This is a genomic window from Achromobacter sp. 1011791174, from assembly GCF_059760925.1.
The window spans coordinates 53675-62056 of record NZ_JCBANH010000031.1; the positions used below are offsets into that span (position 1 = coordinate 53675).

General features: G+C 64.7%; 8 protein-coding genes. 1 reads left to right on the forward strand and 7 read right to left on the reverse strand.

The window, feature by feature from the left end; genetic code table 11:
* Nucleotides 1-17: 17 nt before the first annotated feature.
* From AC6LJ5_RS13450 to proC, 7 genes are all read right to left on the reverse strand, one after another.
* Nucleotides 18-719: an ABC transporter ATP-binding protein gene (locus AC6LJ5_RS13450; RefSeq protein WP_103274486.1), complete on the reverse strand. Its 702-nt coding sequence runs from the start codon at nucleotides 717-719 to the stop codon at nucleotides 18-20.
* The gene (livG, locus tag AC6LJ5_RS13455; RefSeq protein WP_103274487.1) at nucleotides 720-1487 is read right to left on the reverse strand and encodes a high-affinity branched-chain amino acid ABC transporter ATP-binding protein LivG; all 768 of its coding nucleotides are present in this window, start codon (nucleotides 1485-1487) and stop codon (nucleotides 720-722) included.
* The gene (locus AC6LJ5_RS13460) at nucleotides 1484-2719 is read right to left on the reverse strand and encodes a high-affinity branched-chain amino acid ABC transporter permease LivM (RefSeq protein ID WP_199770862.1); all 1236 of its coding nucleotides are present in this window, start codon (nucleotides 2717-2719) and stop codon (nucleotides 1484-1486) included. Before AC6LJ5_RS13460 ends, livG begins: the two co-directional genes overlap by 4 nt.
* Nucleotides 2719-3645 carry a high-affinity branched-chain amino acid ABC transporter permease LivH gene (gene livH / locus AC6LJ5_RS13465; RefSeq protein WP_103274489.1) on the reverse strand — a complete coding sequence of 309 codons (927 nt, stop codon included), beginning with the start codon at nucleotides 3643-3645 and terminating at the stop codon, nucleotides 2719-2721. Before livH ends, AC6LJ5_RS13460 begins: the two co-directional genes overlap by 1 nt.
* Nucleotides 3646-3837: 192 nt before the next feature.
* Nucleotides 3838-4953, reverse strand: a complete 1116-nt coding sequence (locus tag AC6LJ5_RS13470) for a branched-chain amino acid ABC transporter substrate-binding protein (protein WP_103274490.1) — start codon at nucleotides 4951-4953, stop codon at nucleotides 3838-3840.
* Nucleotides 4954-5455: 502 nt separating this feature from the next.
* Nucleotides 5456-6010, reverse strand: coding sequence for a queuosine precursor transporter (locus tag AC6LJ5_RS13475; RefSeq protein WP_103274491.1), 555 nt, complete (start codon nucleotides 6008-6010; stop codon nucleotides 5456-5458).
* Nucleotides 6007-6840, reverse strand: a complete 834-nt coding sequence (proC, locus tag AC6LJ5_RS13480; RefSeq protein ID WP_103274492.1) for a pyrroline-5-carboxylate reductase — start codon at nucleotides 6838-6840, stop codon at nucleotides 6007-6009. The genes AC6LJ5_RS13475 and proC overlap by 4 nt, the downstream gene beginning before the upstream one ends.
* 193 nt (nucleotides 6841-7033) lie before the next feature.
* Here proC and ugpB point away from each other — a divergent pair, with 193 nt between their 5' ends.
* Nucleotides 7034-8347 (forward strand): sn-glycerol-3-phosphate ABC transporter substrate-binding protein UgpB, encoded by a 1314-nt coding sequence (gene ugpB / locus AC6LJ5_RS13485; RefSeq protein WP_103274493.1) that lies wholly within the window; start codon nucleotides 7034-7036, stop codon nucleotides 8345-8347.
* Nucleotides 8348-8382: the final 35 nt, after the last annotated feature.

Genomic DNA, 8382 nt, shown 5'->3' on the forward strand with positions numbered 1-8382 from the left:
TTCGCGGGGGAAATTGGTCAGCCGCCCAAGTAGGCTTTGCGGACCTCGTCATTGACCAGCAGATTGGCGCCCGTGTCCTGCAGCACCACGCGGCCGTTCTCCAGCACATAGCCACGGTCGGCCACCTGCAGCGCCTTGTTGGCGTTCTGCTCGACCAGGAACACCGTCACGCCCTGCTCGCGGATCTCGCGGATGATGTCGAAGATCTGCGCGATCACCAGCGGCGCCAGGCCCAGCGTGGGCTCGTCCAGCAGCAGCAGGCGCGGACGGGTCATCAGCGCGCGGCCGATGGCCAGCATCTGCTGCTCGCCGCCGGACATCAGGCCGGCGCGCTGGCTGGCGCGCTCCTTCAGCCGGGGGAACAGGCCGTAGACGTGGTCGATGCCCTCGTGGATTTCGTCGCGCTTGGCGAAGAAGCCGCCCATCATCAGGTTCTCGGCGACCGTCAGGTCCTTGAACACGCGCCGCCCTTCCGGAGAAATGGCGATGCCGTTGCGCATGATGTGGTGCGTGTCCTTGTGGGTGATGTCCTCGCCCTCGAACGTGATCTTGCCTTCCTTGGCCCTGGGATTGCCGCAGACGGTCATGAGCAGCGTGGTCTTGCCAGCGCCGTTGGCGCCGATCAGGGTGACGATCTCGCCCTTGTTGACATCCACCGACACGCCATTCAGCGCCTGGATGGCGCCGTAGTAGGTGTGTATGTTTTCCAGCTTCAGCATTTATTCCTCCCCCAGGTACGCCTTGATGACGCGCTCGTCGTTGCGCACCTGCTCGGGGGTGCCGGTAGTGATGGGCTTGCCGTGCTCCATGACCAGGATGCGGTCGGAGATGCCCATGATCAGGCTCATGTCGTGCTCGATGAGCAGCACCGCCACGCCGAACTCGCGGCGCAGCTGGTCGATGAGCGATTGCAGATCGCGCTTTTCCTGCGGGTTCAGGCCGGCGGCCGGCTCGTCCAGCATGAGCAGGCGCGGCTTGGTGATCATGCAGCGCGCGATCTCCAGGCGGCGCTGGTGGCCGTAGGCCAGGTTGCCGGCCTCGCGGTTGGCGAACTCGCGCAGGCCCATGAAGTCCAGCCATTGCGCCGCGCGCGCCAGCGCATCGGCTTCCGACTGGCGATAGGACTTGAGCTTGAGCAGGCCCGGCAGCAGGCGCGCCTCGACCTGGGTGTGCTGGGCGACCAGCAGGTTTTCCAACACGGTCAGCTGCTTGAACAGGCGCACGTTCTGGAACGTGCGCACCAGCCCGTGGCGCGCGACCTTGTGGCTGGGCAGGCCGGTGATGGCCTTGCCGTCCATCAGGATCTCGCCCGCGGTGGGCGCGTAAAAACCGCCCACGCAGTTGAACACCGTGGTCTTGCCGGCCCCGTTCGGGCCGATGATGGCGAATACCTCGTCGGATTTGACTTCGAAGGCCACGCTGTCGACGGCCAGCAGACCGCCGAACCGCATGGTCAGTCCGGATACTTTAAGCAACGCCTCGCTCATTTGGACAGCTCCACGTGGGGACGCTTCATGGGCAACAACCCCTGCGGACGCCACATCATCATCAACACCATCACCAGGCCGAACATCAGCATGCGGTACTCGGCGAACTCGCGCGCCAGCTCGGGCAGCACGGTCAGCAGCACCGCCGCCAGGATCACGCCCACCTGCGAACCCATGCCGCCCAGCACCACGATGGCCAGGATCAGCGCCGATTCGATGAAGGTGAAGGACTCCGGATTCACCATGCCCTGGCGGGCCGCGAAGAACGCGCCGCCAAAGCCGGCGAAGGTCGCGCCCAGCGTGAACGCGGACAGCTTGATGCGGGTGGGGTTCAGGCCCAGCGAACGGCAGGCGATCTCATCCTCGCGCAGGGCTTCCCAGGCGCGGCCGACCGGCATGCGGATCAGGCGCGTGGACACGAACAGCGTAACCAGCGCCAGCAGCAGGGCCATCATGTACAGATAGATCACCATGTGCTGGTTCTGGAACGTCAGGCCGAAGAAGTCGTGGAACGTGGTGCCGCCCTCGGTGCTGGCGCGACGCGTCATTTCCAGGCCGAACACCGACGGCTTCGGAATGCCCGAGATGCCGTCCGGACCGCCGGTCAGCGTGTTCAGGTTGATCAGCAGCAGGCGGATCATCTCGCCGAAGCCCAGCGTCACGATGGCCAGGTAGTCGCCGCGCAGGCGCAGCACCGGAAAGCCCAGGATGAAGCCGAACAGCGCGGCCATCGCGCCCGAGAACGGCAGCGCTTCCCAGAAGCTCCAGCCGCCCCAGTGGTACAGCAAGGCGTAGGTATAGGCGCCGACGGCATAGAAGCCGACGAAACCCAGGTCCAGCAGCCCGGCGAAACCCACCACGATGTTCAGGCCCAGGCCCAGCATCACGTAGATCAGCACCAGCGTGGCGATGTCGACCGAGCTGCGGCCGGCAAAGAACGGCCAGATCACGGCGGCCGCCAGGATCAGCAGCACCAGCAGCTTGTTGCTCTTGGCCGGCGACGACGGCAGGGTCGGCAGGCCCGTCTTCAGTTTCTGGAACGGCTTGGCCAGCCAGGGGCGCAACAGCTGGAACACGAACACGACCGCGGCGGCAAGCGCCACCAGCGACCAGTTGGACTCCATCGTGGTGCGCGCGCCCTGGCGGATCAGCTGCAGGCCAAAGACGGGGGTGACGATGACGGCGGTCAGCACCGCCGCCATCGTGGCGTTTTTCAGATTGTTGTTCGACATCAGACTTTTTCCACCTCAGGTTTGCCCAACAGCCCGGTGGGACGGAACAGCAGGATCAGGACCAGCAGCGAGAACGCCACGATGTCCTTGTACTGCGACGAGATGTAGGCTGCCGCGAAGGTCTCGGCCAGGCCCAGCAACACGCCGCCCAGCATAGCGCCGGGGATGCTGCCGATGCCGCCCAGCACCGCCGCCGTGAAGGCCTTGATGCCGGCGAGGAAGCCGATGAAGGGATTGAGCTTGCCGATGGTGATGGCGATCAGTACGCCGCCCACCGCCGCCAGGATCGCGCCCATCACGAACGTGAAGGAGATCACCCGGTTGGTGTCGATGCCGAGCAGGTTGGCCATGTGCATGTCCTGCGAGCAGGCGCGCGAGGCACGGCCCATGCGTGAGTACTTGATGAACAGCGTCAGGCCCACCATCAGCACCACGGTCACCACGATGATCATGATGCGCGAATACGGCACCGTGACATCGAAGTCGGATCCCATGTGGAACTGCACCGCGCCGGAAACCAGCGACGGCACGGCCATGTCGCGGGCGCCCTGGCCCAGCGCGACCCAGTTCTGCAGGAAGATCGACATGCCGATGGCCGAGATCAGCGCGACCAGCCTGGGGCTGTTGCGCACCGGCCGGTAAGCCACGCGTTCGACGGAAAAGCCGTAGATGCCGGTGACCACGATGGCCACGAGCAGCATGGCGGCGATGATGAACGGCACGGGCAAGCCGCTGTTGGTGCCGATGGACGTCAAGGTGACCAGGCCGACATAGGCGCCGATCATATAGATTTCGCCGTGGGCGAAGTTGATCATACCGATGATGCCGTAGACCATTGTGTAGCCGATGGCGATCAACGCGTAGATCGCGCCCAGAGACAATCCGTTGAAGAATTGCTGGGTAAGTTGGGGTATGAGGTCAGACATTATTTCTCTGTGCTCCAAATAGTTCCGGCTCCGGTAGTGAGACCCGGAGCCGGAAACCTGGGCGTATTTTATAAGGGCCTGCCATCGGCGCCTGCCGGCCGCACAGCGCTTTTGGCGCTTCGCTACGCGGATTACGGCATGACGGCAAGGACAGGCCCTACACGCCGGCACCACGCCGGCGGGATCGCGAGTTTACAGCTGGGTCTTCTTTCCGTTCTTGTCCCACTTGTAGACGGCGAACTCGAAGTTCTTCAAATCACCCTTGGCGTCGTACTCGACCTTGCCGATGCCGGTGTTGAAGGTGGTCTTGTGCATGTAGTCGGCCACCTTGGCGGGATCTTCGCCCACCGCGGTGATGCTGTCGGCCAGGATCTGGACGGCGGCATAGGCCGGCATCTGGAAGGCGCCGTCCGGATCGCGCTTGGCGTCCTTGAAGGCCTTGACGATGCTTTCGTTGCCCGGCAGCTTGGTGAAGTCGGCGGGCAGCGTGACCAGCAGGCCTTCGATGGCCGGGCCGGCGATCGCCACCAGGTCCTGGTTGGCGGTGCCTTCCGGACCCATGAACTGGACCTTCAGGCCCTGTTCGCGCGACTGGCGCAGCAGCAGGCCCAGCTCGGGGTGGTAGCCGCCGAAGTAGACCAGGTCCACGCCGGCCGACTTGAGCTTGGTGATGATGGCCGAATAGTCGCTGTCGCCGACGTTGATGCCTTCGAACAGCGCGACGTTCACGCCTTCCTTGGTCAGCGTGTCCTTGACCTGGGTGGCCACGCCCGAGCCGTAGGTCTGCTTGTCATGCAGCACGGCGACCTTCTGCGGCTTGAGGGTCTTGGCGATGTAGCGGGCGGCATACGGACCTTGCTGGTCGTCGCGGCCGATCGTGCGGAAGAAATAGTGCGGCTTGATGGTGTCGGTCACCAGCGGCGAGGTGGCGCCCGGAGTGATGCCGACGATGCCTTCCTGTTCGTAGACGTTCACGGCGGCCACGGTCACGCCCGAGCACGCATGCGCCACGGCGAACTTGGCACCGGAGTTGACCACGCGGTTGGCGGCCGGCACGGCCTGCTTCGGTTCGCAGCCGTCGTCGATGAGGATGGGTTCGAGCTTCTTGCCCTTGACGCCGCCCTTGGCGTTGATCGTTTCGATGGCGGTCAGCGCGCCAGCCTGGATCTGGTCGCCGTACTGGGTGTTGGGGCCGGTCATCGGCTGGGGGATGCCGATCTTGATGGTGTCGGCGGCATGCACGGAACCTGCCAGGGCAAGCGCCCCAAGCGCGACGGCTACCGGGGTAAGGCGATGCAGAAACTTCATGCGTAGTTCTCCAGCGAGGTTTTGAGCGGCTCGGACCGGTCCGAATTCGCGGGAGGGTGCCCCGTGATTCGTGCCGCGCGTTGCCGGCTTCTTGGGCGAAAACACGATGTGGGCGGTATTCTGGAAGCAAGCCGCCGCACTGTCACTGCGTGTAATCCCCAATATTTGCGGAGAAATCTTTAATCGTGCCGCATCGAGACTACAAGCCCGTGAAATCGCAGGGAAAATCGCGATCCGGCCTTGTTTATCCCCTTGCGCGTCAGCGCCGTTTCAGCATCTGCGCTTTGCGAAAAATCATTATCTGAGCCCGCGTATTCGCATTTAAATACAGTCCTTACGCAAGACTTACGGATAATAATTAGCGTGTTAATCCTGCGCGTTCGCGCCCGGAATATATCGATCGGTTTCAATAATGTCCGCGCGATGCCATACGCCAAGGCGCGCGCGGCCCCGAATGACAAAAGGCGGCCCGCAGGCCGCCTCTTCCCTGCCCCGCCCGGCTTCAGGCGTTGGCCGGCTTGGCCAGGTTCCACATCAGCGCGCGGAACGGCGCCAGCATGCTGATGTTGACCGCCAGCTTGATCGCCAGATCGCCCGCCATCCAGGTCAGCCAGGGCGTGCCCGTGGCGGCGAAGGCCACGCTGAAGAACACGGCCGTATCCAGCACCGCGCCCAACACGCCTGAAATCAACGGCGCGCGCCACCAGCGCTGGTCGCGCAGACGGTCGAAGACCTGGATGTCGACCAGTTGCGCGCAGATATAGGCCAGACCCGAGGCCAGCGCGATGCGCGGCGAGGCCACCCAGAACGAGACGACCAGCGCGGCGGCGAAACCGAACCAGGCCACGCGCCGCGCCGCCGATGGACCGAAACGGCGGTTCAGCACGTCGGTGACCAGGAACGCCACCGGATAGGACAGCCCGCCCCAGGTCAGCCAGTCGTTCAGCGGCACCTGCACCAGGATGTTGGAACCGACCACCACCAGCAGCATGCACAGCACCGCCACCGCGAACTGCGGCGCGCGCATGGCTTCGTAGCGGCTCGCCTGCGCGCTCATTTGCCGAATTCCTCCGCCAGCTCGCGCGAACGGCGCGCGGCGGCCGCCAGCGCGTCCTCGACGATGCCGGCGAAGCCCGCCGCGCCGAAGGACGCCAGCGCGGCGGCCGTGGTGCCGCCCTTGGACGTGACACGCTCGCGCAGGACGGACGGCGGCTCGGACGACTCGGCCGCGAGCTTGGTGGCCCCGGCCAGCGTGCCCAAGGCAAGCTGGCGCGCCTGCTCGGCCGTCAGGCCGACCTTCTGGCCGCCGGCGATCAGCGCTTCCAGGAACAGGAACACATAAGCCGGGCCGCTGCCCGACAGCGCGGTCACGCCATCCAGGGCCGCGTCGTCGGCCACCCATACGACGTCGCCCACGCTGGCCAACAGGCTGGCCGCGAGTTCGCGGTCTTCCTGACCGACGCCATCCAGCGCGGCCAGGCCGGTCATGCCCGCGCCCACCAGGGCCGGCGTGTTCGGCATGCAGCGCACCAGGCGGCGGAACGGCTGCTCCGGCGTGCCCAGCCAGCCGGCCAGGGTATCGGCGCGGATGCCGGCTGCCACGCTTACCACAAGCGTGTCCGGACGCAGCCACTGACGCGTGGACGCCACAACGTCTTTCATGTTCTGTGGCTTGACCGCGAACACCCAGACGCGGCACCGCGCCAGGGCCTCGTCGGCGGCGGTGGCGGTGGTCATGCCGCGCGCCCGCCACGAGGCGTGCGCCTCCTCGTTTATGTCAATGACATGGATGTTGCCGGCGGGGCATACTTTGCCAGCCAGCCCGGAAGCCAGGGCGGCGGCCATATTGCCGCCGCCGATGAACGCAATCGAAAGTTCGTTTTTCATAATGGGAGGATTGTAAACCGTCATGTCCCTGGGAAAAAAATGAAGAATGTTCGTTCGCGCCCAAAACGCGCAATTTGACAGCCGTTTGGAGTGATGTGAAAGTCACGCTTTTGTCACAAACAATTCATAAGGTGACGTGTTTTCCGCGGCCGGAAAATCGGCCGCGACACGCCCAACTGGAGGAAACCACACCATGCGATCCCACCGTATTGCCCTAACCTTCGCCGCCGTCATGGCCGCGTTCGCCGGCGCCTCGGCCCATGCCGCCACCGAGATCCAGTTCTGGCACTCGATGGAAGGCGCGCTGGGCGACCGCGTCAACGGGCTGGTCGACGAGTTCAACAAGAAGAACCCCGAATACCAGGTCAAGGCAGTCTACAAGGGCAACTACGGCGAGTCGATGAATGCGGGCATCGCCGCGTTCCGCGCCGGCAACGCGCCCGACATCCTCCAGGTCTTCGAAGTCGGCACCGCCACCATGATGTACGCCAAGGGCGCCATCAAGCCGGTGCAGCAGATGTCCGAAGAAGCCGGCAACCCGATCGATCCCAAGGAATTCATCGGCGCCGTGGCCGGCTACTACTCGTCGGCCGACGGTAAGCTGGTGTCGATGCCGTTCAACAGCTCCACCGTGGTGTTCTACTACAACAAGGACGCCTTCAAGAAGGCCGGCCTGGACGCCGACAAGCCGCCCAAGACCTGGGAAGAGCTGGCCGCCGCCGGCCAGAAGCTCAAGGCCGCCGGCCAGGAATGCGGCTACACCACCTCGTGGCCGTCCTGGGTCCAGCTGGAAACGTTCTCGGCCTGGCACAACGTGCCCTACGCCACCAAGGACAACGGCTTCGGCGGCCTGGACGCCCGCGTTGCCGTGAACACCCCGCTGCACGTGCGCCACCTGGAAAACCTGGCCAAGCTGGGCAAGGAAGGCATCTTCATGTACGGCGGCCGCGGCGACGAGCCGAACTCGCTGTTCATCAGCGGCAAGTGCGCCATGATCACCGGATCGTCGGGCCTGCGCGCCAACATCGCCAAGAACGCCAAGTTCGAATTCGGCACCTCCACCCTGCCCTACTACTCGGACGTGCAGGGCGCGCCGCAGAACACCATCATTGGCGGCGCCTCGCTGTGGGTCTTCGCCAACAAGAAGCCGGAAACGTACAAGGGCGTGACCGCCTTCTTCAAGTTCCTGGCCAGCCCCGAGATCGCCGCCCGCTGGCACCAGCAGACCGGCTACGTGCCCGTCACCAAGGCCGCCTACGAGCTGACCAAGAAGGAAGGCTTCTACGACAAGAACCCCGGCACCGAAGTCGGCGTCAAGCAGCTGAACGTGGAAACCACCGCTCAATCGCGCGGCCTGCGCCTGGGCTTCCTGCCGCAGATCCGTGAAATCGAGGACGCCGAGATCGAGCGCATCGTCTCGGGCAAGGTCACGGCCAAGGACGGCGCCGAGAACATCGTCAAGCGCGGCAACGAGCTGCTGGAAAAGTTCGAAAAGAGCGTAAAGTAACGCCCGTCTCCCGCCAGGGAGGCATCCTGCGGCGG